This window comes from Fodinibius sediminis (assembly GCF_900182555.1).
Lineage (GTDB): Bacteria > Bacteroidota > Rhodothermia > Balneolales > Balneolaceae > Fodinibius > Fodinibius sediminis.
Genome location: NZ_FXTH01000002.1, coordinates 236,436 through 260,503, shown reverse-complemented (window position 1 = coordinate 260,503; position 24,068 = coordinate 236,436). Strand labels below are relative to the sequence as shown.

The window sequence follows — 24,068 nt, the reverse complement described above, 5'->3', positions numbered from 1 at the left end:
GGTATGGCCGGGCATCAGGTTACAGAAACTTTCGAGCACCTTTTTACTAACTTTAAAACTGGATCCATGATCATAGGAGTACCAAAGGAGATTAAGACGCATGAAAACCGTGTAGCCCTGCTGCCCGGTGGAGTTGCAAAGCTGAAGGAAAACGGACATGAAATCATTATTGAGCAGGGGGCGGGTGTAGGGAGTGGTTTTCCGGATGCACAGTATGAAAAAGCCGGGGCAACGGTTGTCGATGATGTGGAGCAACTCTGGGGCCGGTCCGATATGATCATGAAGGTTAAGGAGCCGCTGGAGGTGGAATATCCGCGGATGAGGGACGGGCAGATTATTTTCACCTATTTTCATTTTGCGGCGAGCGAGTCGCTGACTAAAGCGGTGATTGAGTCAAACTGTACAGCGATTGCTTATGAAACTGTTGAGCAGTCCGATGGTTCGCTTCCGCTGTTGATACCCATGAGCGAGGTGGCCGGGCGCATGGCTACGCAAGAGGGTGCTAAGTATCTGGAAAAACCACAGGGAGGCCGCGGCATCCTCCTGGGCGGCATTCCCGGGGTCAAGCCTGCCAATGTGATGGTACTGGGTGGCGGTATCGTAGGCGTGAATGCCGCTAAAATTGCTGCCGGGATGGGGGCAAATGTCACCATCATGGATATCAATATTGCCCGTCTGCGCCAGCTCGATGACCTGATGGCCCACAATGTAGATACAATGTTTTCCTCCAGGGTTAATATTGAGCAGATGCTGCCCCACGTGGATATGATTGTAGGGGCCGTTCTGAAGCCCGGTGCCAAGGCCCCCCATCTGATTAGCCGGGACATGCTGGCTTCGATGCAGAAGGGGACGGTGCTGGTAGATGTGGCTATAGACCAGGGGGGCTGTTTTGAGACTTCAACAGCAACCACCCACAATGACCCAGTCTATGAAGTGGATGGCATCGTTCACTACTGTGTGGCCAACATGCCGGGGGCCGTTCCCTATACCTCTACGCTGGGACTGACCAACGTGACACTGCCCTATGCGGTGGATATTGCCAACAAAGGCTGGAGAAAGGCCCTGCAGGATGATCCTGAACTTAAACAAGGACTTAACATTACAGGCGGGAAGATTGTATACAAACCGGTAGCAGAAGCATTTGAGCTGGCTTATACTCCCAGTGAAGAGGTACTGTAGGCAAGACACAGCCTGAAGAGGCCGGGAAGGCGGCCTGGAAGACGTTTAGCGGCCCTGATGAAGGCAACAGAGCACCAGTGGTTTGATTCTGAAATAATAAATTGTGGATGAAATGAAATAAATTCTTAGCTCATGGGTTATAAGCTGTTGTGGTACATGATGATAGGGATATTTTGACCCTGATTACTGACTTGTTAATAAGTATTTTTGTTTACCATGAGACATCCCATTATATTTTTGAAACATTAGATAGATAATTGTTGCAACAGCATTAGTTATATAACATGGGTAAAGTAATTTCCATCGCAAATCAAAAAGGGGGGGTTGGCAAGACTACAACAGCCATCAACCTTGCCGCGAGTCTTGCAGCCATTGAGCACTCCACCCTTGTTATTGATATTGATCCTCAGAGCAATACCACCAGTGGAGTGGGAATTGAGGCTAAGACGGTCACCAACTCCATTTATGAAGTGCTGGTGGGGGGCGTTGATGCAGCCGATGCGGTTCGGGAAACGGAGTTGCCCTTTCTGGAGATTGTCCCATCCCATATCAACCTGGTGGGAGCTGAAATTGAGATGATTGATCGCGAGGAGCGAGAACGAATCCTGGAGAAAGCCATCAGGGGAATCAAAGATAATTATGATTTTGTCATCATCGACTGTCCGCCATCTCTGGGTTTGCTTACCATTAATGCGCTGACGGCCTCCGATTCTGTCATTATCCCGGTTCAGTGCGAATATTTTGCCCTTGAAGGACTGGGACAGTTGCTGAATACCATAAAAATAGTCCGCCAGCACTTGAATACGGACCTGGAAATTGAGGGCGTTTTACTCACCATGTTCGATACCCGTACCCGCCTGTCAGACCAGGTGGCAGAGGAGGTACGCAAATACTTTGAAGATCGCGTCTTCGATTCGGTCATTGCCCGTAATATCAGGCTGGCGGAAGCGCCGAGTTTTGGCAAGCCGGCCCTGCTCTATGATTCAACAAGCCGAGGGGCCAAGAATTATCTGAGCCTGGCCCGTGAAATCATCCATCGAAACAAGGAACTTTTTAAAGACAGTCCCGTTTTTGCAAGCAGTTAAGGAGTAGTATATTATGGCATCAAAAAAGGTTTTAGGTCGTGGTCTCAGTGCTTTTTTTCCTGAACACGGTGAAGAAGCAGATCAGGACAAAAATAAGGAGGAGAGCCAAGAGCCTTCCGGCACCTATGTTGAGCCGGAGCAACGTGTAAATATCGTATTGCAAGTGCCGCTTGACAGTATTCGGCCCAATCCCCATCAGCCCCGCAAAGAGTTCAACGAGGAGCGGCTGGAGGAACTTGCCGACTCCATAGAACGGCATGGCCTTATTCAGCCTATTACCGTGCGCTATATCGGGGAGAAAAGGTTTGAGCTGATCAGCGGGGAACGAAGATTGCGGGCTTCCAAGCTGGCCGGCATTGAGAAAATTCCCGCCTATATCCGGGAAGTGGATGATGATGATATTATTTCTTATGCCCTGATCGAAAACATTCAGCGGGAAGATCTGAACCCGGTTGAAGTGGCCCTGGGTTATCAGCGATTGATTGACGAGGCGGGGTACACGCAGGCGGAAGTGGCCCGTCGCGTAGGAAAAAACCGTTCTACGGTGGCCAACATGCTGCGACTCCTCAATCTTCCACCCTTTATCCAGGTGGCGCTGCGGGATGAAAAGATATCGATGGGCCATGCCCGTGCGCTTATCTCTGTTGACGACCCGGACGACCAGGAAACCATATTTAATGATATTATTGACAAAGGGTACTCGGTACGTCAAACGGAAAAGGCGGTTAAATCGTTATCGGAACAGAAGAATAAAACGGTCAATGATCGCCAGAAGGATAGACAGAGTACATTTCTGAAAGAGATATCCAACCGGCTACGCAGCAAGCTGAGCACCAAAGTGAAAATTAAATCCAAGAAGAATGGTGGCGAAATACGGATCGAATATTATTCGGATGAGGAGCTGGACCGCCTGCTGGAACTCTTTGAGACCCTTTCCTAGCCTTCTTCTTGTTCTTTTCGGATGTTTGGTCTGCAGCACATGCTATGGACAAGTCGTGCAACCATCGTTGACCGGCTTCCCGGCTGCTTCCTCTTCCCAGACGTCGTTTTCTGCGGGGAAATCCGCTGATGTTATTTCTATTGCTGATACGACTGCGGGAGACCGTGATTCATTGCCGAGCCCCAAGAGTGTGATGTACAAATCGATGATTTTACCGGGCTGGGGACAGATAACAAACAGGCAAATTTGGAAGGTTCCGATCGTCTATGGTCTTTTAGGTGGACTGGTCTGGTATAGCATTGATTTGACGAAACGTTATCATGACTACCGGGCGGCTTATTATAATTTGAACAGCCAAACCCCCGACGACCAGCGTTTCGGGCCAACACCTGCTTATATACCCGAGAGTGCCAATCTTGAACAACTAAAAACCATTCGGAATTCGTATCGCAACCGGCGGGATATGGTCTATATCGGTATTGGGCTGGCCTATGGGCTGAATATTATCGATGCGTATGTTTTTGCCCATATGAGATCATTCGATGTTTCGGAAAATCTCAGCATGCGTCCATCGATTAAACCCGGCATTATGGCACAGGCCCCGGTCGGTGTCACACTCTCAATAGCGCTGCTAAAGAAAACCAAGTAATGTAATCAAGGTTATGAATAAGGAAGAAAGAAATCGTATTGCCCCTGAAAGTTTTGACCAGACCCACAGCGAAGATGTTTGGAGTGTATTTAAGATCATGGGGGAGTTTTCTGAAGGATATGACAAGCTCTTTAAAATAGGCCCCTGCGTTTCCATCTTTGGATCATCCCGCTCCCGGCCGGGCAGCCGGTATTACAAGATGGCCCAGGAGACGGCAAAGAAAGTTACGGAGAAAGGCTTCGGCGTAATCACCGGCGGAGGGCCCGGCATCATGGAAGCGGCCAACAAAGGAGCCCAGCAGGGGAAGGGAAAGTCGGTAGGACTTGGCATAACGCTGCCCCATGAGCAGGGGGCTAATTCGTATGTGGACGAAAACTACCTTATTAATTTCAATTATTTCTTTGCCCGGAAAGTGATGTTTGTAAAATATGCCCAGGGATTCATTGTGTTTCCGGGGGGGTTTGGGACCATGGATGAGTTCTTTGAAGCTTTGACCCTCATTCAGACGCATAAAATTGAGGCCTTCCCCGTGGTGCTGGTAGGAACGGAGTATTGGAAGGGACTGGTCGACTGGATAACAACCACGATGATTGACAATGGGACCATATCTGATGGGGATGTTGACCTTTTCCAGCTCACGGATGATCCTGATGAAGCTGTACATTTCATTTGTGATTTTTATCAGCGTCATACCCTGAAACCTAATTTTTAAATGTATCCACTTGTTTTTCAAGGCTTTGTAGTGGTACGAAACAATGCAGGTCGAGCCTCGTTTAAAACATGTTGAAGTGATATGTGCGGCGATACTGCCCCCGACAATATCACCTCCTGCACAATAAATTGCCACTGAATTGGTTTTACTTTTAAATAAATAATTTAATTCATTACATTAATTGCTTTTTAACATTCACCTAAAACCGTAGGAATTATGAAGTTGTTTAAAAATAGCCTTACAACACTGTTTTTGGCGCTGTTTATCGTTGGTTTTACCACAAATGGAAACGCACAGGATAAACGCCAAGCTGTTCAAACCTATAATAAAGCGTTAGAGCTTGTTAATTCGGAGGACTATGAACAGGCTGTAAGTATGTTTGAAGAAGCTATTGCCCAGGGTGAAGAACTGGGAGAGGAAGGGCAGGATATTGTAGAGCGTGCCCGTAAGCAGTTGCCCACAACTTATTATCAAATGGCATTAACGGAATACCGGGCTTTTCAGAACAGCAAAACTCTCAGCAGCCTGGATGCCACGATCAGTGCATTTGAGGAAGCGGGTGAGGTAAGCGAAGAGTACGGCAATACCCAGATAGCTGAGAAAGTACCGGGTGTTATCACGCAATTGATGTACAATCGTGCTCTGCTCCAGTATCAACAGGAGGATTTCGAAGCGGCTCTGGCCACCCTTGATGAAGTGATTGAGCGCAATGCTAATTATGCCAAGGCATATTACCAGAAGGGTATTGTGACCAAAAACATGGAAGGCGGAGAGCTGAATGAAGCACTGGGATATTTTGATCAGGCTATAGAGGTCGGGAACCAGAACAACGATAATCAGATTGTAACCCGGTCCCGCGAAGCGGCTGGCAGTGAGCTTGTTTATCGTGGTTCACAGGCTATTGAATCCAAGAACTTCAGTAATGCGGTTGATTATTTGAATCGTGCCCTTGAATACAACGAATCTTCTGAAGATGCGTATTACCGACTGGCCGAGGCCTACAATGGTCAGCAAAAATGGGCCGAAGCTGTTGAAGCAGCTCAGAAATCACTTGAGCTCAGCAATGGCGGACGTACCGACAAAGCCAAGAATTATTTCTCGCTGGGTACAGCTTATCAGGGATTAGGGCAGCGTGCAGATGCCTGTGATGCTTTCAGTAACGCCGCTTATGGATCGTTTAAAAACTCTGCTGAGCACAAAATGGAATTCGAGCTTAAGTGCGAAAATATCTAGCCCCCTGATTTTTCAGTTACTGTTATGAGTAAAAAGGCCTCCGGTTCCGGAGGCCTTTTTTATTAATCGACTGTTCGGTATTCTTTTCTTTTATGTAAGCCCTGCTTTGGCTATTTTCAGTTCTGAAATTTTTGCCTTTAACTTCAAATACTCCCGGAATTAGTACTGATGAGTCACTCTTCAAACGCACTCGATGATCTTTGCGTCAATACAATACGAACACTTTCGATGGACGCGGTTCAGAAGGCCGCATCCGGTCATCCCGGCATGCCGATGGGCATGGCTGACGCTGCTTATGTTTTATGGACTAAATTTTTAAAACACAATCCTGCTAATCCGGATTGGTACGATCGCGATCGTTTTATCTTGTCAGCTGGGCACGGTTCCATACTCCTGTACAGCTTATTGCACCTGACCGGTTATGAGCTGTCCCTGGAGGAACTGAAGAATCTCCGGCAGCTCGACAGCCTGACGCCCGGTCACCCCGAGGTCCATCTGACACCCGGAGTGGAAACGACTACCGGTCCGCTGGGACAGGGGTTTGCGACGGGGGTTGGCATGGCTATGGCAGAAGCACATCTCGCGGAAAAATTTAACAGAGACGGATATTCCATTACCGATCATTACACCTATGGCATTGTCAGTGACGGAGATTTGATGGAGGGAATTGCCCAGGAAGCGGCCTCGCTGGCCGGCCATTTGAAGCTGGGTAAACTTATTTACCTGTATGATGACAATGAAATATCGATTGACGGGAGCACCGATCTGGCCTTTACCGAAAATGTTCAAGAGCGTTTTAAAGCTAATGAATGGCATACCATCAGTATTGACGGGCACGACCGGCAGGCGGTGGAAGATGCTGTCAAAGAGGCCCAGCAGGTTACAGACAAACCGTCCCTGATTTCATGCCGTACCCACATTGGTTTTGGAAGTCCCAATAAGCAGGACAGTTCTGCCTCGCACGGTGCGCCGCTTGGGGAGGAAGAAATCCAAAAGACCAAAGAAAATCTGGGCTGGGATTACGAGGAAAAGTTTCATATTCCGGATGAAGTGCTGGCGCATTTTCGACAGGCGAAAGAGAAGGGAGCTGAAGAAAACCAGCAGTGGAAGGAGCTTTTTGAACAGTACAAGGCAGGATTTCCCGATCAGGCCGAGGAGTTTCAGGGATCGGTCAATCGTGTGTTGCCGGCTGATCTTGATTCCTTTCTTCCTGAATTTGAGGCTGATGAAGAGGGAATGGCAACCCGCGCTTCCTCCGGTAAAGTCATTCAGAAGCTTTCGGAGAACATCCCTCAGCTTATAGGGGGATCTGCCGACCTTACCGGCAGCAACAAGACCTGGATGGATGAGGCCGGTATTTTCAGTGCCTCCAATTATGGGGGCAGGAACATCCACTTTGGCGTACGTGAACATGCGATGGGGGCTGCCCTTAACGGCATGGCTCTGCACAAGGGGGTTATCCCGTTCGGGGGGACCTTCCTCATTTTCTCTGATTACTGCCGACCGGCGATTCGTCTGGCCGCCTTGTCGCATATAGCCTCTGTTTTTGTCTTCACCCACGACAGTATTGGACTCGGGGGCGACGGGCCAACACACCAACCCGTCGAACATCTCGCTTCTTTTCGGGCGATGCCGAATGCACTGGTACTGCGTCCAGCTGATGCCAACGAAGTGGCCTGGGCCTGGAAAGCCGCACTGGAATATACGGACGGTCCGGCGCTTCTGGCCCTTACCCGGCAGAGCGTCCCCACCTTTGAACGCAATGCCGACAACAGGGCTAATAACACTTTGAAAGGAGCCTATATTCTTGCCGACGCGGGGAAAGACACGCCGGATGTAATATTAATGGGAAGCGGATCCGAGGTGCAGCTTGCCATGGAGGCCCGAAAGAAACTGCGTGAACAAAACATTGATGCCCGAGTAGTGAGCATGCCTTCGTGGGAACTCTTTCGTCAGCAGGACGAAACGTACAAGCAAAGTGTCTTGCCTAAGGAAGTGACCACTCGCATTTCTGTTGAAGCGGCGGCCACCTTTGGCTGGCGGGAATGGGTAGGTTCGGGCGGAACTGCCATCGGTGTAGACCGGTTCGGTGCTTCTGCACCTTATAAAGAGATCTTTGAGAGATATGGAATCACTGCTGATCGTATTGTTGATGAAGCCCATAAACTGCTCGGCTGATACTTCTTCTCGGGAATCGGACATAAAATCCTGCTGAAAAGGGGAGGGCATGGGCTGCAGGTACCTCCAGGTCCAGCGCAAGAATGCTTACCGGCATCCCCGCTTAGCCGGTATGATGGACGCAGGTAAAGGTGATATCGTCCCCCGGTTGTTCCTGCTCAATGAAATTTTCGAGCGAAGACTGGATCTTCTGGATAATGGTCTTCGCATGCAGTGACCCGTAGATACTGAGGATGGCATCCAGGCGTTTTTGTCCGTACTCTTCGCCCTCTTCATTACGGGCTTCCGTGAGGCCGTCGGTATAGAAAAGGATGCTGTCTCCCGGCTGGAATTTGAATTTCTTTTCCTGGAGGTGCAGTTCCATATTCTGTGATGAGGTCATGCCCAGGGCAAAGCCGTCGGAGCGCAGTTCAAATGTGTCATCGCGTTCCTTGCTAAAAAGGATAGGAGCATTGTGCCCAGCTCGTGCAAACGTAAAATGATTTTCTTCTTTTGGGAAAAAGGCTGCGCATGCCGTTACAAATGTTTTATCTGCAATACCCGATTTGACATAGTCATTGAGCTCCATAAACAGTTCTTTGGGTGTGGGCTGGTTTTTTTCAATGATGAGATGAACCAGGGCCTGCATCCGAACCATGTAGAGGGCTGCTGCCAGTCCTTTGCCGGAGACATCAGCTATGATGACATAGGTTCCCTCCGGGGTCTTGATGATATCGACATAGTCGCCTCCCACTTCCTGGGCGGTTGTGGCAAAAGAAAAAATTTCAAGGGCCTTCGACCGGAACGCGGTTCCGGGCAGGAGACTGAGCTGGATTTCTCGCGCCAGGTCTATTTCTCGCTTGACATCGGATTTTTCCAGCAGTTCAACGAGCAGCAGCATCAGCATGGATGCAAAGGCGAAGGGAAGCAGGAGATTGTAGAACAGCACGAAGCCTGTAATTTGCAGAAAACCAAATAAATAATGTCCCAGAAAGGCAACGATGGATAAACCAAACAGCAACCGTCGCGTAGGATTAAGCCGTTCTGTGAGGGCAGAAAAAAGGCGCAGAAATTTTATATGGCCTGGAATATCCTCCTGTTGCGGCTGGTCGATGTCTTTATAAATAGCTTCCCGGTAAAGCTGTTTAAGCCGATCGGTATCTTTGTAAAGATCCTTGCCCATGCGTTTCCGGGTCATACCGGAAATATATTCTTTATAGACCGATTTAGTATTTTGAAATGCAGATTGTGCTTCGTTTTTTAAGCCCATGAAAAAATTTGTTGTTCCAAATAATACTATCCTTATTCGTAAACGGGAGCAAAAAGTTTTACCTTTTTAGCAGCAGTTCCCGGAACAAGTTGTGTGGCCCCGGATCGCGGTAAGCCGCACCATTTGCACATAATTTAAACAGAAGTTAATGATTCGACGAGATGTCTAAAAGTATTCTCTTTTTATTGGATGGAATGGCACTGGCCTACCGTGCTCATTATGCATTTATTCGCAGCAATTTAAAGAACTCAGAAGGCATACCCACGGGCCCTATACTGGGGTTTGCCAATACCCTTGAAAAGCTGCTTGAGGAGCACGAACCCTCTCATATCGCGGTTGCCTGGGACACGCATGCGCCCACTTTTCGGCATGAGATGGACGAAGATTACAAGGCTAATCGCCCTCCGCAGCCGGAAGAGCTCAAGATAGGTATCCCGCTGATCAAGGAGATGATCGAGGGCTATGGGATCCAGAATATTGAACAGGATGGCTATGAGGCGGATGACCTGATTGGAACCATCGCCAGTGATGCCAATGCGAAGGACGTTGAGGTCTACATGGTTACCCCCGATAAGGATTTTATGCAGCTGGTCCATGATCATATTATGATGTACAAACCTGACAACCAGAATGGTGGCTTCAATCTGATTGGCCGTGAAGAGGTCAAGGATTATTTTGGCGTTTATCCCGAGAAGGTGGTGGATGTACTGGCGATCCTGGGCGATACGTCCGACAACATCCCGGGGGTCAAGGGTATTGGCAAGAAAGGAGCTCCAAAACTTATTAATAAATACGGCACGCTGGAAGAGGCCATCAAGGATGCACCCAACATGTCGTCCAAGCGACACCGGGAAGGCCTCCAGGAGTATAAGGAAGAAGCCCTCCACGCCAAGGAAATGGTCAAGATCAAGACCGATGTGCCGGATACGGCCCACTGGGAAGCAATGGTCTGGGAGGGGCCGGACAAGGAACGACTGGGGAGCTTCTTCAAAAAGATGGAATTCCGCACCCTTACCCAGAAATACCTGGGCGAGGAAATCACCCGTGCCTCTCAAAAGCCGGACACAGGGAATGACAATCAGGGCGATCTTTTCAGTAAAGAAAGCGAGGAGAAAAAGGAGCAGAGCCTGCAGTCCTTTGATGAAAAGCTGGTAAGCTACAACTTTGTGAATGAAGCAGGCCAGTTGGAAGAGCTGGTTTCGAGTCTTCAGGATAGCGAGGTGCTCTGCTTTGATACGGAGACTGATGGTGTGGACCCGATGGTGAATAGTTTGGTGGGGCTTTCCCTGTCGACCACGGCCGGGGTAGCCTATTACATCCCCCTCAATGTGGAAAAGGGGATACCGCAGGATGAGGCCATGGATCTTCTGAGACCACTTTTTACGGGGACCTCTTCCTTGAAAGTGGCTCATAACTTTAAGTTTGATTACATGATGCTGCACCGGGCGGGCCTGAAGGTCGACGGACCCGCTTTTGATACCATGATTGCGGCCTATCTGATTGATGCGAATCAGAAACTGAAGATGGATGTCCTTGCCCACAAATACCTTGAGTATAAGTGTATTCCTATCAGTGATCTCATTGGTTCAGGCCGCAAGCAGAAGACCATGGATGAAATTCCCGCTGAAAAGATTACCACCTACGCCTGCGAAGATGCCGATGTCACGCTCCGTCTGTATGAAGTGTTGAGTGATATCCTGGAAGATGATGAATTGTCAGCGGTTGCCCGGGAGCTTGAATTTCCGTTGATGGAAGTGTTGGCTAAGATGGAGATGGAAGGGGTGCTGGTGGACCGTGCCAAGCTGGAGGAGTTTTCCGAGACGCTCAGGGACGACCTGCTTGCCCTGGAAGAAAACATTTACGAGAAGGCCGGAACCGAGTTCAATATCAATTCTCCAAAACAGCTGGGAGAGGTTCTGTTCGACAAGATGGGGCTGCCAGCCGGGAAGAAGACCAAAACAGGACAGTATTCCACGGCCGAGTCGGTACTCACAAAGCTTGCTGAAGACTACGAAATGCCCGATCTCATTCTGGAATATCGTGCCCTGAGCAAGTTGAAATCGACCTATGTGGATGCCTTACCGAAGCTGATCAACGAGGAGACCGGGCGTATTCATACGGATTTTAATCAAAGTATTGCAGCAACCGGACGTCTTTCCTCCTCCAACCCCAACCTGCAGAACATCCCCATTCGAACCAAAAGGGGACGTGAAATAAGGAAGGCTTTCACCGCCGGGGAGGGCCGTCAGCTGCTCTCGGCTGATTATTCGCAAGTGGAGCTTCGCGTGATTGCCTCCATCGCCAAAGACAAGAACATGATTGAAGCCTTTAACAACGGGGAGGACATTCACGCCCGGACAGCCAAGGAGATCTTCGGGTTGGCGTCTTTGGATGAAGTGACCGCGAACCAGCGCCGGAAAGCCAAGGAAGTCAACTTTGGTATTCCCTATGGGGTCAGTGCCTATGGGCTCGCCCGGCGGCTGGGCATCAGCAACAGTGAGGGACAGGAAATGATCGATCAGTATTTTGAGCGCTTTCCGGGCATCCTCGATTATATTAATGAAACCAAGGCATTCGCCAAAGAGCATGGGTACGTCAAAACGTTGATGGGTCGACGTCGCTATATCCCGCAGATCACTTCCGGCAACTGGAATGTACGGGCTTTTGCCGAACGGACGGCTATTAACATGCCCATACAGGGTACGGCAGCTGATATCATCAAAGCCGCAATGATCAACATCCAGCGGTATATTGAGACGGAGGGGCTTGGCTCACGCATGCTGCTGCAGGTTCACGATGAGCTTATCTTCAGCATACCGGATGAAGAGGCGGATGAAGTGCCCGGAAAACTCAAGGATCTTATGGAATCGGCCTATGAGCTGGCTGTACCCCTGGAGGTGGAGATGGGGCTGGCCGATAACTGGCTGGAAGCCCATTAAATTCGACGCGAAGGCCCCCGGATCCCGTTTTCTGTGCCTGACCTATTCGAGGATCGGTTTTCCCTGTATTATCAAAGCTTGGTCTGCCAGCCTCATGCCCGGGCCGCCACAGGGGGGGCTTACCGGAAACTGAATCCCACGCCGACCTGACCAACGGGATATTTTGAGAGGGTATAGGACGCAGTGACATTAAAGAAGGCCAGCTTGATTCGTGTTCCTACCAGCCCACGAAAAGAGCTGTTTTTGTCATAGGAGATATCAATAGGGTTATCGACCTTTTTTATTTTTTTAGGTTGGCTCGACTGGTCGGGAAAATCTTCATTAGGAACGGTCACGGGATATGAACCCGGGGTGTCGATGACCAGGCTTGAGGTTTCGTAGCCGATGCCTCCATACAAGGAGATGAAAGGGAGGGTCTTGCCGACCAGGGCGTTCACGGTAAAGGCATTGGTGCGCAGGGCTGCTTTTTGTCCATTCCAGGTAGAGGGATCATAGTTGTTTTCCACATCAGCGCCCTGCTCCGGATCAACATTAAAAGCAATAGAAGAGTTCAGCTTGGTATAACCGGCTTGCAGTGAAATATTGACCGGGATAAGCTTACCGCCAGGCAGCCACTCTGTGATGTCATGTTTGAGCCCGACTCCCCAGAGGTCCAGCTTGATATCGTTGGGAAGATCAAGGGGAGGTACATAGCGTACCGTTACATCGGTTCCTTTGATAAAGCCCACGCTTGCCTGTACCATGGGGGCAGGCACATAGGGGACATCGGTACCCGCGGGCATTTCAAAGTCCACCCGCTCCCGCTGTTGCTCGCCCGTCTGCGGGTTGGTGTACGAATAGTAGGCGCCCATGGTAGTATTTGATTCGCCGGGACCGAAGGCGGTGGGAGTGACCGGTGAGGTCGATTCCTCTTCGATATATTCCAGTTCTTTCAAATTCAGTTTCTGTACGTTGAAGGAGCGATCACTGCCGGGGACCCGGGCTACACTGGCACTGACGGTCAGATCAAAACCCAGCAGGCTGTGGGTCTTTGCCGTATTGAACCAGCCGGTGTTGAGGTCCGTACCAAATCCTTTACCGATGGGCTTAAAATAGGCTTTTAGAAGCGTGTTGGCATCCTGCCGGCCCTGCTCGGTGGCGGACGCCTTGATAATGGTTCCGGCATTGTCGAGCTGGGCTCGTAGAGGAGAAGCCCCTGCTATTAAAAGGAAACCAAAACTGATGATGGCATATATCGTTTTATTCATAGCGTGAGGAATAATGTTGGAAATAATTGAAGAAAGTGAGTAAAACTATGGGACGCCTGCCCTTATTTAAACAACGAATTGCCCGTTTAGTTCCAAAACTTTCCGGCCAGTTCATTTGCCGGTGCATCCATCTATGATACAAGACAGGTACGAAGCGGAACTTTCGCCCGCCGGTCAGTCTTCTTCCAGAGAATCGAGGATGTTGAGATAGGAGTCGTAGCGGTCGGGATGGATATGTCCCTCTTTAAAAGCGTTAACCACACCGCATCCGGGCTCATGGCTGTGGGTGCAGTTGTTGAACTTGCACTGCTGTCGATATTCGAGCATCTCTGGAAAAAAGAGGGAGAGTTCCCAGGGTTCAATGTTAACGAGGCCGAATTCACGGATACCGGGAGTATCCACCAGGTATCCTCCAAAGTGAAGGGGGAGCAGCTTGGCAAAGGTAGTGGTGTGTATGCCTTTCTCGTTATAATGGGAAATTGCTCCCACTTTACGGTCGATGGATGGCTCTATATGGTTTAGCAGACTGGTTTTGCCAACTCCTGAAGGTCCCACAAAGACCGAGGTTTTATCGCGCAGATCATCCTTCAGTTTCTCCAGCGATGGCTCATCGTAGATGCTGGTAAGGAGGACATGGTAGCCGAGGGAATCATAGAGTTCTGTAAAATCATCAATAAAGGCCTGGTCCTGCTCGGTGGCCAGGTCCATTTTGTTCAAGACGATGCGGGCCGGAATCTGGTAGGCTTCGCAGGTTACCAGAAAGCGATCCAGGAATCCCCGCTTGAGAATTGGTTGTCTGATCGCCTGAACAACATAGGCGCGGTCGATATTGGCGGCCAGTATTTGGTTGCCTTCCTGGTGGTGGGTTGATTCACGGATCAGGTAATTCCTGCGATCCTCGATCTTTTCAATACGACCGGTACCATCCTCATTGATACTGAACTGCACAAAGTCGCCCACAGCAATTGGATTGGTGAGCTTCTGATCTTCAAGACGAAATCGACCCGGAAGACGACAGCTTATGTTTTCCATGCCCTCATCCTGTTGGTACGAGACTTCGTACCAGCGTCCCGTTGACTCTACAACACGTCCTCGGTATTCCAAGTGGTTATGGTTATTTATAATTTTTGGTCAATATAACATAAAAAAGTCACCCCGATAAATCGAGGTGACTTGTACATGCAGAAAAACAGAGGCGCATGTTCCTTATTCCATTAAAGTGGTCTCTTCGGTGGAATCGCTTTTCTTGGAATTTTTACCATTCTGCGATTTATATTCCTCGCTGACTTTGAACCGTTCAGCCGGGTCAGCAACGGATTCCTTTTCCAGAACAATATCCAGCAGTGGATCCATCCGCTCCAGGTATTGAACTTCCAGGTCACCCATAACTTCCTTGTCTATCTCTTCCACATCTTTTTCATTCTTCTGAGGCAGCAATACCTTCTGAATACCGGCTCGTTTCGCAGCGAGCACTTTTTCCTTGATACCGCCCACCGGCAATACGAGTCCGCGAAGGGTGATTTCGCCGGTCATAGCCAGCGTACCTTTGACCTTGCGCTGGGTAAAGATGGATGCCACAGCCGAAAAGATCGATACCCCGGCCGAAGGACCATCCTTGGGCACAGCGCCTTTGGGTACGTGAATATGCAGATCCCAGTACTTGAACGCCTCTTCGGGAATATTCAGCTCCTCGGAATGAGCCTTCAGGTAAGACATTGCCAGCATGGCTGATTCTTTCATCACATCACCGAGCTGTCCTGTAATATGCAGTTTTCCGCTTCCCTTGGAAACGCTGGCCTCAATGAAGAGTATATCGCCTCCATAAGGCGTCCACGCCAGTCCTGTTGCTACACCGGGGACCTTGGTTCGTTCAGCAACCTCAGAGAAGTATTTGCGCTTGCCCAGATACTCCTGGAGTTCATTGACTCCCACGGTATGCGGCCCTTCATCGCCTTTGGCTATTTTGGCTGCGACCCCACGACAGACCGATCCTATCTGGCGTTCGAGGGAGCGGACCCCCGATTCACGGGTATATTGTTCGATGATTTTCTCAAGGCCCTGGTGGGTAATCTTAATCTTATCTTCAGTCAGTCCATTCTCTTTAATCTGCTTGGGAATGAGATGTTCCTTGGCAATCTGGGACTTCTCCTGCAGGGTATAACCGCTGATATTGATAATTTCCATACGGTCGCGCAGGGGAGCGGGAATGGTATCCAGCGAGTTTGCCGTAGCAATAAACAGTACCTTCGAAAGGTCGTACTCCAGTTCGAGATAGTTGTCGGTGAAGCTGTCATTCTGCTCAGGGTCGAGGACCTCAAGCAGTGCCGAGGTGGGATCCCCGCGGTAGTCTGAGCCAACTTTGTCAATTTCATCGAGCATTATGACGGGATTAGCCGTCTCTGCCTTTTTCATAGATCGCAGTATGCGTCCGGGCAGGGCTCCAATGTAGGTGCGTCGGTGTCCTCGTATTTCTGCTTCGTCATGAATGCCGCCTAGGCTAAAACGGTCGAATTTTCTGTTCAGCGCACGGGCAATTGATTTTCCAAGCGAGGTCTTACCCACGCCCGGAGGACCGTAGAAGCAAAGGATGGGCGCCTTCATATCACTTTTCAGCTTGAGTACGGCCAGATATTCAATGATACGTTTTTTCACCTTGTCCAGACCATAGTGATCTTCATCCAAAACCTTCTGGGCATTTTCCAGGTCAAGGTTGTCTTCGGAATAACGATCCCACGGCAGGTCCAGAATCCACTCGATATAGCTGTGAATGACCCCGTAGTTCGGTGATGAATTGGGGGTGCGTTCCAGCCGGGTGATTTCTTTATCGACGGTTTCCTGGGCCTCTTCCGGTAGGTTCTTTTCTTTGGCACGCTTGCGCAGCTTTTCTACCTCCTGGTGCTCTCCGTCTTCGCCAAGCGCCTCCTGAATTGCTTTCATCTGCTGGCGCAGGTAAAAATCGCGCTGCTGGTCATCGATATCGGATTTTACCTTGGTACGGATCTCCTCGCTCAGGTTCAGCACCTGAAGTTCTTTGTTAAGGAATTCCATGACACGCTCCATGCGCGTGGAGAAGGTGCGAATCTCCAGCACTTCCTGCTTATCCGCTGTGGATACATTCAGGTTGGAGGAGATGAAGTTCAGCAGGAAAATGGGACTGCTTATGTTATTGATGGCAATGGACGCTTCCGAAGGGATATTGGGCGACAGGTTAACGATCTTTGACGCCGTTTCTTTAACCGAACGGATAGAGGCGTCCAGTTCGACGCCTTCAAGGTCCATTTCCTGACGATAGGGGCTCACCCTGGCCTTGAAATAGGGTTCCTCTTGTAGGAATTCGTCCACCTTGAAGGTGGTCTTGCCCTGGATCACAATGCTTTTGCTGCCATCGGGCATTTTAATGAGCTTAAGGATCTGGGCCACTGTTCCGACCTCGTAAAGGTCCTTTGGACTGGGGTTTTCATCTTCTTCGTCTTTCTGACTGACAACCCCGATGGTTTTATCAGATTCATAAGCTTCCTTGACAAGCTCAAGGGAACGGTCGCGGCCTACGGTAATAGGAACGACCACGCCCGGGAAAAGAACCGTGTTTTTAAGCGGAAGTAACGGCAGCTCATCGGGAATCTCAGACTCCGTAAGTGCCTTCTCTTCCTCCTCGGACATCAAAGGTATTGCTTGCTCAAAATCTTCCAGTTGATCGTCGATATCCTCAAAGTTCATAATATTCTTGAACATATCCTTCATGTAAGCAATAATTTAGTAAATGGTTCATATTTTATGATACGTAAGATGCAAATAAGGAGCCAAGGTCATTCTGCCTACCAATTAGTCATGCTTACTGGCAAAATAACAAAATGTTGCAGAATATGGAGTCTTAATTGACAGCTTGGCAGTAATATGTGCTAAAAGTGAAGCTGGAGTCCGCCAAAAGCTCCGCTCCCGATGGTTGTCTGGGAAGATTCCCGGTAAAACAGGGCCCGAGCGCTGATCGCAAAATCCCAGTGCTCTGTTTCTATGCCGGTTCCAAAGCCCATCTGAAAAGGCTGTTCAGCAGCAAAACGGGTTCCCAGGCGAATGGGAACCTGCTGAACGGGACGGAATTCGGCCCCCAGCTGTGCGGATAGTCCAGACTTCGTAAACGCGGAATTGTTAAGGCCGAGGCTAATGTCTCCCATGAACCGCAACTGTGAAAGATCGAGTAGCAGCCCCGCATTCAAAGATGTGGGAAGAAGAGATGTGTAATTGTTTTCGGATCGCTGAGGCGCAGCAAGCAGGGGATTGGGAAGCAGTTTCGCCTGGTGGAGGTGGTTGATATACTGGCCGCCCGTTCCCACAAAAATGGTGTTGCTCGATGCCTGAAGATCAGCATGTGCGGTGTCAGCGGGAGAAGATAGGGCCAGGGGCTGATCATAATACCGGATGGCACCTATATCGTTCAGTGAGAAGGCCAACCGCAGCGACTTGTGGAGGGGAGGGCGGCTTGTGGAGCCAGCACTGGCTGGGGAATTGCCATTCAGGGGTATTACATAGTTGAAACCAAAGTCAAAACCGACACCGTAACCCGTTGGCTGGAATTGATAATCCCAGCTGAGGTTTTGGCGGACAGCGTCGCGGGGATTCTGTACCTGCAGGTAGTCGGATATTAACCTGCTGAAATTGCCGGAGCTATGCAGCTTGAAATCGGAAATAAAGGTATGACGGATGCCCGGTTTATCTTCGCGCAGGTATTGCGCCTTATAGTCGGCCTGAAAGGTGGGACCGGCAAGGATGATTTTGGGAGAAATGCCGATATAGAGCTTGTTCAGTCGTGGAATCAGTCCATTGATAAAGGTAAACTCCTGGGCATAACCCACGGCAAGCTCATAAAATTCGCTGCGACGCTGCGACAGTGTAAAATCTCGAACCTGGCGATCGTTCTGTTCAATAAACCGGTCGTCGTACCAGCCGCGTCCCGTGGTGGTCATCGAAGCATAGCGGGCACGCAAGGCGATGGAGAGGGCATAGTCTTTCCGCTGCCAAAGGGCCCCCGCAAGGACCATGTCGGCCCGTTGACTGTTCTGCGATCGGAGTGTATGGTCAGGGAAATGGGTATTGAGAATACGGTTTTGCTTCCAGGGGCTTATGCGGACTGCTTTACGTTCGTAGGGCTGGTAGCCGTCGATGAAATTTGATAGCTGATGCTGTAATGAACGGCCAGCGAGAACAGGTTTGTACTGGAGTGCACTTTGACCAATTCCAATGTGGAAGTTGCCGGGACGGTCGGAAATCATCAGGTTGGCCGGATTCCAAAAGGTGGTTTCGGGTCCGTTCAGGTATGCCGTTCCACCTCCGCCCAGCCCAATGCTTTCGGCGGTGATGGCCGGCTGGGCACAGACGAGCCGGGTGCTCAGTGCAAGTACCAGAAAGGTGAAGGCCGACAGCCAAGCCCGTGTCTCTTTATGTGATGAAATAAGGTGTTCCTTTGTCAATGGATGATCTGTTTTATACTAACCGACTACACGGAGTTTGGCTACCCGCAGCATCAGGGTTTTGCGCTGCTTCCGCTCTGTAAAATAGATAACGACTTTGGTGCGTTCACCTTGCCCACTCCGGCTAATTATTTTACCGGGACCGAAAATATTATGTTCCACTTTAGCTCCTACCTGGAACGGATCTTCATCGGGATTGTCGTAGTGAATTTGAGTATTGTTCGAAGACCGGTTGTTTTTCTGGTAAAGAGGTTTTTTCCAGTCGTACTCTATCGTGGTGCCTGAAGAGTTGTGATTGGTTTGATTGCTCTGGCCCAGCTTCTTCTTATTCTGCTTAATGGAGGCGCCTGTTTCAGTCCGTACAACATCGGGACTCACCTCGTCCAAAAAACGTGAGCGACGCTTCCGCTGTTCTTCCCCGTATTTGTAACGGCTGCGGCAGTGACTGAAAAAGAGCACTTCCTCGGCCCGTGTAATGGCCACATAAAAGAGACGGCGCTCCTCCTCAATATTGACCTCTTCATTATCCCTACTCCCGACGGGGAAAAGTTCCTCTTCCAACCCTACCACAAAGACGGCCGGAAACTCCAGTCCTTTGGCTGCATGCACCGTCATCATGGTTACGGCTGGCTTATCTTCATCGTATTTGTCAGTATCGGTAATGAGACTGATCTCCTGAAGAAAAGAGCTCAGCGATGGATTGGTATTATTTTTTTCGAAATAGGAGATCGCGTTTTCAAGCTCCAGGATGTTTTCACGGCGCGACATCGACTTGGGGGAATTTTCCTCGACCAGCGCTTTCATGTATCCCGACTTTTCCAACAGTTTTTTCGTGATATCCACGAGCCGTTTTCCGTTCTCCATATCCCGTTTCAGCTCGTTGATCATCGACACAAACTTCTTAACGCTGTTTTCAGCGGGCTTGTAGAGGTCTATGGCTTCCACATTTTCCAGGATGCGCCACAGCGACTGATTTTTAGCCCGAGCCTGGGCCATGAGATCATGCAGCGACTTGTTGCCAATCCCCCTCGAGGGCTCATTGATGATGCGGACGAGATTGGTGTCGTCGTCCGGATTGATGAGAAGCGTCAAATACGCCAGGATATCCTTGATTTCCTTGCGTTGATAGAACGAAAGTCCGCCCACCAGCTGGTAGGGAACTCCTTTGCGGCGAAAAGTCTCCTCGTAGACGCGACTCTGGTAGTTTGTTCGATACAGAACGGCGAAGTCGTTGTAATCATATCCCTTGCGGGCCTTCAGTTCCTTGATATAGTTGGCCACCCGGTTGGCCTCGTCACGCTCGTCATAGTTGTCGAGCATGGTGATGGTATCACCCATGTCGTTGTCGGTCCAGAGCGTTTTGTCAAGCTGACTTTTGTTCCGCTTGATGATAGAGTCCGCAGCTTTCAAAATAGCCTTGGTAGAACGGTAGTTTTGTTCGAGCGGGATCTCTACGGCATCTTCATAATCATTTTTAAAATCAAGAATATTGCGGATATCGGCTCCGCGGAACGAATAGATACTCTGGGCGTCATCGCCCACAACACACAGATTCTGGTATTTACTTGCAAGCATGTTGGTTACCTTGTACTGCGCGTGATTGGTATCCTGGTACTCATCAATCAGGATATACTTGAACCGATCCTGGTACTTTTCAAGGACCTCTTCATGCTTTTGAAACAGTTCGATGGGTTTGATGAGCAGGTCATCAAAATCCATGGCATTGTTATGCTTCAGCCGCTCAACATATTGTCCGTAGATTTTTGCCGTGATGTCATCCAGGGTGCTGTGAACAAATTTCTCCTGGTAATGGTCCGGGTGGATCAGCTCATTCTTGGCATCGCTGATCAGGCGCTGAATGGTTCGCGGGCGGATCTCCTTCGGGTCATAGTTATTTTCCCGCAGCAGCTGCTTGATGGCATTTTTGGAATCATCCGTATCGTAAATGGAATAATTAGAGGTAAAGCCGATTTTTTCAGCCTCAAAACGCAGTATCTTGGAAAAGACGGAGTGGAATGTTCCCATCCAGAGGCGCCGGGCTTCATCGCCAATGAGCTGCTTGATGCGTTCTTTCATCTCCTTGGCTGCCTTGTTGGTAAACGTCAAGGCCAGGATCTCGTTGGGGGAGGCCTTCTGCTGTTGAATGAGGTAGGCAATACGGTAGGTTAATACCCGTGTTTTTCCACTTCCGGCCCCGGCAACAATTAACAGGGGACCATTAGTATGCCGAACGGCACGTTGCTGTTCATCATTCAGGTCGTGAATAAATTCGGGTTCTCGAGGCATATGCTAACTGTAAAAATATTTTTATATGTGAATCAAACAGAGGGCAGCTTCCCGAGCGGGAGATGCGGTATTCGCCGCCCCGCCCTATGCTATGCGGTGAGTTCTGATAGAATACCGCGCAGCTTTTCAAGGTTTGTCTCTGTATCCTGTTTCTTGTTCTGTTCGCGCTGAACCACCGCCTCGGGGGCATTATTGATAAAACCCTCGTTGCTGAGCTTTCCTTCAACTGATTTCAAGAAGCCTTCCAGCCGGTTAATTTCCTTTTGGATGCGTTCCCGTTCTTTCTCGATATCCACGAAGCCTTCAAGAGGCACAAAAATTTCAGAACCTTCTACCACGGCTGAAGCGGAGGTGCCGGGTTTGCTCAAGCCCGCTTTCACCTCGAAACGTGCGATAGTCTGCAGTTTCTCAAAGATCCAGCTATTTTGGCGGAATGCCTCTTCCGTCTGTTTATCTTTAGCGTTGATTAGCAGCTCAATCTCATCGTTGGGACTCATTTTGAATTCAGCGCGGATATTCCGTACAGCGGAAATGATCCGCTGGATAGTGCCGAAGAGGGCCTGGTCATCTTCTGATACCGCAGTGCTATCAAATTGCGGCCAGGAGGCAACGATCATTGCTTCCCCGGTTTCTCTGGGACGAATATGCTGCCATATCTCCTCGGTTATAAACGGCATAAAAGGATGAAGCAGTTTCATAAGCTGCTCGAAGAAGTTCAGTCCCCTTGCCAGCCGGTCTGCGGGAATTTTAGCGCCCCGCTCATCCGCCTTGATAAGCTCAATATACCAGTCGCAGAAGTCGTCCCAGATCAGTGAATAAATTTTATGCAGTGCTTCATTGATGCGAAACGACTCCATATCGTTATTGATGGCATCAATGGTTTCGTGCAGCCGGGAGAACATCCACCGGTCAACAAGGTTCGACTCATCAATACGGAGCTCGGGACTGTAGTCTGTCTCTTCCTTTTTATTCATGGAAAGGAAGCGAAAAGCATTCCAGATCTTGTTGGCAAAATTCCGGCCCTGTTCACAGAGCTGTTCCTCAAAGAGTAAGTCATTGCCTGCGGGAGAGGAAAAAAGCATGCCTGCCCGCACTCCGTCCGCCCCGTATTGTTCCATCAGCTTGATGGGGTCCGGGGAGTTTCCCAGTGACTTTGACATTTTCCGCCGCTGGCTGTCACGGACAATGCCTGTATAGTAAACGTTACTGAATGGTTTTTCATTGCGGAATTCATAGCCGGCGATGATCATGCGGGCCACCCAGAAAAACATAATCTCGGGGGCTGTTACCAAATCATCGGTAGGGTAGTAGTAGTTGATCTCTTCGTTGTCGGGATCCTTGATACCATCAAAGACTGTTATGGGCCACAGCCAGGAGGAAAACCAGGTGTCGAGTACATCCTCATCCTGGCGGATATCGTCGCGGCCCAGGGAGGGAGTGCCAGATTTTTCCCGGGCTTTCTCGAGCGCTTCATTTTCGGTTTTGGCAATAACATAATCATCCTTTCCGTGGCCGTAGTACCAGGCTGGAATGCGCTGTCCCCACCACAGCTGTCTTGAAATGCACCAGTCCCGGATGTTTTCCATCCAGTGGTTGTATGAGTTTTTAAACTTTGCCGGGTGGAACTGGATGTTGTCGTTCATTACATTCTCATGAGCCGGCCTGGAGAGTTCGTCCATCCTGCAAAACCACTGAAGTGACAGGCGGGGTTCGATGACCGCATCCGTTCGCTCTGAATAACCTATTTTGTTGTTTATCTTTTCTGTGTCAACCAGCTGTTCCCGTTCTTCAAGTTCATCGATGATCCGCTGCCGTGCCTCAAACCGGTCGCTGCCGATATAGTGTTCTGCCGCCTCACTCAAAGTGCCGTCAGGATTCAGCATGTCAATAATTTCAAGATCGTGCTTCTGCCCGATCTGATAGTCATTTTCGTCGTGAGCCGGTGTGATTTTCAGGCAGCCCGTTCCATATTCCATGTCCACATACTCATCCGCAATGACAGGCACCTCCCGCTCTACAATGGGGATGATGGCGGTCTTGCCTATGAGGTTTTGGTAGCGTTCATCCTCGGGATGAACACAGACGGCCGTATCCGCCAGAATGGTCTCGGGACGCGTGGTAGCAATGGTAACCCACTCCGCGCTGTTCTTAATTCTATAACGTACATGGTACAGCTTTGACTGTTCTTCCCGGTGGATCACTTCTTCATCGGAGAGGGCTGTTTGTGCTTCAGGATCCCAGTTGATCATACGCTTGCCGCGGTAGATATACCCCCGGTCGTAGAGTTCGATAAAACAGTCAATAACAGACTCATAGAGGTCATCCTCCAGGGTAAAACGGGTACGCTCCCAGTCGCAAGAGGCCCCTAATTTCCGAAGCTGCTGCAGGATGATTCCGCCGTGCTCATCGGTCCACTCCCAGGCGTGCTCCAGAAACTCTTCACGCGTGAGATCCGCTTTGGTGATGCCTTCTTTCCGTAGCTTCTGCACCACTTTGGCCTCCGTGGCAATGGAGGCGTGGTCGGTTCCGGGCACCCAGCAGGCATTCTTCCCGAGCATGCGTGCACGACGAACCAGCACGTCCTGAATGGTATTGTTGAGCATGTGTCCCATATGAAGCACTCCCGTGACGTTGGGCGGTGGAATCACGACGGTATAGGATTCTCTGTCATCAGGTTCGGAATGAAAAAAACCGTTTTCCTCCCAGAAACGATACCATTTCTCTTCAACGCTGGCGGGATCAAAATGCTTTGGAATGCTTGTTTGGGATACTGAAGTACTCAAAATGAGGAAATATGTTAGGTGTTAAACAGGTTTCGATTTTAGAAAAGGAAGATAAGAAAAAGGAGAGAAGATGTTGAGTGATTTATGAAATCGCTCTTCTTATAAGATGGTACAGCTCGAACA

General features: G+C 49.7%; 15 protein-coding genes. 8 read left to right on the top strand and 7 right to left on the bottom strand.

Features of this window, described 5'->3' with window-relative positions:
- The first annotated feature begins 66 nt into the window (after positions 1–66).
- From ald to tkt, 7 genes are all read left to right on the top strand, one after another.
- Positions 67–1,179, top strand: a complete 1,113-nt coding sequence (gene ald / locus FN808_RS03165) for an alanine dehydrogenase (protein WP_142713102.1) — start codon at positions 67–69, stop codon at positions 1,177–1,179.
- Positions 1,180–1,463: 284 nt separating this feature from the next.
- Positions 1,464–2,264, top strand: coding sequence for a ParA family protein (locus FN808_RS03160; RefSeq protein WP_142713101.1), 801 nt, complete (start codon positions 1,464–1,466; stop codon positions 2,262–2,264).
- Between the two features lie 13 nt (positions 2,265–2,277).
- Positions 2,278–3,204 carry a ParB/RepB/Spo0J family partition protein gene (locus tag FN808_RS03155; RefSeq protein WP_142713100.1) on the top strand — a complete coding sequence of 309 codons (927 nt, stop codon included), beginning with the start codon at positions 2,278–2,280 and terminating at the stop codon, positions 3,202–3,204.
- 55 nt (positions 3,205–3,259) lie between these two features.
- Complete coding sequence (locus FN808_RS03150; protein WP_246068271.1) at positions 3,260–3,853, top strand: DUF5683 domain-containing protein; 594 nt, start codon at positions 3,260–3,262, stop codon at positions 3,851–3,853.
- A 13-nt stretch (positions 3,854–3,866) separates the two neighbouring features.
- The gene (locus tag FN808_RS03145; RefSeq protein WP_142713099.1) at positions 3,867–4,565 is read left to right on the top strand and encodes an LOG family protein; all 699 of its coding nucleotides are present in this window, start codon (positions 3,867–3,869) and stop codon (positions 4,563–4,565) included.
- A gap of 216 nt (positions 4,566–4,781) precedes the next feature.
- Positions 4,782–5,798, top strand: a complete 1,017-nt coding sequence (locus FN808_RS03140; RefSeq protein ID WP_142713098.1) for a tetratricopeptide repeat protein — start codon at positions 4,782–4,784, stop codon at positions 5,796–5,798.
- A gap of 168 nt (positions 5,799–5,966) precedes the next feature.
- Positions 5,967–7,976 (top strand): transketolase, encoded by a 2,010-nt coding sequence (tkt, locus tag FN808_RS03135; protein ID WP_142713097.1) that lies wholly within the window; start codon positions 5,967–5,969, stop codon positions 7,974–7,976.
- Between the two features lie 103 nt (positions 7,977–8,079).
- Here tkt and FN808_RS03130 read toward each other — a convergent pair whose 3' ends face one another.
- Positions 8,080–9,225, bottom strand: a complete 1,146-nt coding sequence (locus FN808_RS03130) for a PP2C family protein-serine/threonine phosphatase (RefSeq protein ID WP_142713096.1) — start codon at positions 9,223–9,225, stop codon at positions 8,080–8,082.
- A gap of 161 nt (positions 9,226–9,386) precedes the next feature.
- Here FN808_RS03130 and polA point away from each other — a divergent pair, with 161 nt between their 5' ends.
- Positions 9,387–12,164, top strand: coding sequence for a DNA polymerase I (gene polA / locus FN808_RS03125; protein WP_142713095.1), 2,778 nt, complete (start codon positions 9,387–9,389; stop codon positions 12,162–12,164).
- Positions 12,165–12,283: 119 nt separating this feature from the next.
- On the opposite strand, the gene FN808_RS03120 is transcribed toward polA, so the two are convergent.
- From FN808_RS03120 to FN808_RS03095, 6 genes are all read right to left on the bottom strand, one after another.
- Positions 12,284–13,411: a DUF6588 family protein gene (locus FN808_RS03120; protein WP_142713094.1), complete on the bottom strand. Its 1,128-nt coding sequence runs from the start codon at positions 13,409–13,411 to the stop codon at positions 12,284–12,286.
- A 174-nt stretch (positions 13,412–13,585) separates the two neighbouring features.
- Entirely contained in the window at positions 13,586–14,515 is a 930-nt protein-coding gene (gene rsgA / locus FN808_RS03115) for a ribosome small subunit-dependent GTPase A (protein WP_142713093.1), read from the bottom strand.
- Positions 14,516–14,617: 102 nt separating this feature from the next.
- Positions 14,618–17,152 (bottom strand): endopeptidase La, encoded by a 2,535-nt coding sequence (lon, locus tag FN808_RS03110; protein ID WP_221929888.1) that lies wholly within the window; start codon positions 17,150–17,152, stop codon positions 14,618–14,620.
- Between the two features lie 158 nt (positions 17,153–17,310).
- Positions 17,311–18,876: a DUF5723 family protein gene (locus tag FN808_RS03105; protein WP_142713092.1), complete on the bottom strand. Its 1,566-nt coding sequence runs from the start codon at positions 18,874–18,876 to the stop codon at positions 17,311–17,313.
- 18 nt (positions 18,877–18,894) lie between these two features.
- A complete protein-coding gene (locus tag FN808_RS03100; RefSeq protein ID WP_142713091.1) occupies positions 18,895–21,162 on the bottom strand; it encodes an ATP-dependent helicase in 2,268 nt (755 codons plus the stop codon).
- Between the two features lie 89 nt (positions 21,163–21,251).
- Positions 21,252–23,945, bottom strand: a complete 2,694-nt coding sequence (locus FN808_RS03095) for a valine--tRNA ligase (protein WP_246068270.1) — start codon at positions 23,943–23,945, stop codon at positions 21,252–21,254.
- Positions 23,946–24,068 lie beyond the last annotated feature (123 nt).